A 300-nucleotide genomic window follows, 5' to 3' on the forward strand; every position below is an offset into this window, starting at 1 on the left:
CATTGCTCTCATTAGTGCCGCTTATTGCCGTCGTATTTGCGCTTTTCGCCGCATTTCCGATGTTTTCCGACGTCAGTGTCCAGCTACGTCATTTTATTTTCGCAAACTTTATCCCGGCGACGGGAGACGTCATTCAACGTTATATCGAACAGTTTGTCGCCAACTCGAACAAAATGACGGCAGTCGGGGCATGCGGGCTGATTGTCACAGCATTATTGCTGATGTATGCCATTGATAACGCTCTGAATACTATCTGGCGCAGCAGGCGCACGCGTCCCAAAGTTTACTCTTTCGCCGTCT

At 49.3% G+C, this 300-nt stretch carries 1 protein-coding gene (cut by a window edge); it reads left to right on the forward strand.

What is annotated here, in order from left to right; all coding sequences use genetic code 11:
* Positions 1-300 carry part of the coding region annotated (locus FDX22_RS12500; RefSeq protein ID WP_146717272.1) for a YihY family inner membrane protein on the forward strand (this coding region is incomplete at its 3' end). The annotated region extends 151 nt beyond the left edge of the window, so 300 of the 451 annotated nt are shown.

It is taken from the genome of Citrobacter sp. TBCS-14, from assembly GCF_005280805.1.
GTDB lineage: Bacteria > Pseudomonadota > Gammaproteobacteria > Enterobacterales > Enterobacteriaceae > Citrobacter > Citrobacter gillenii.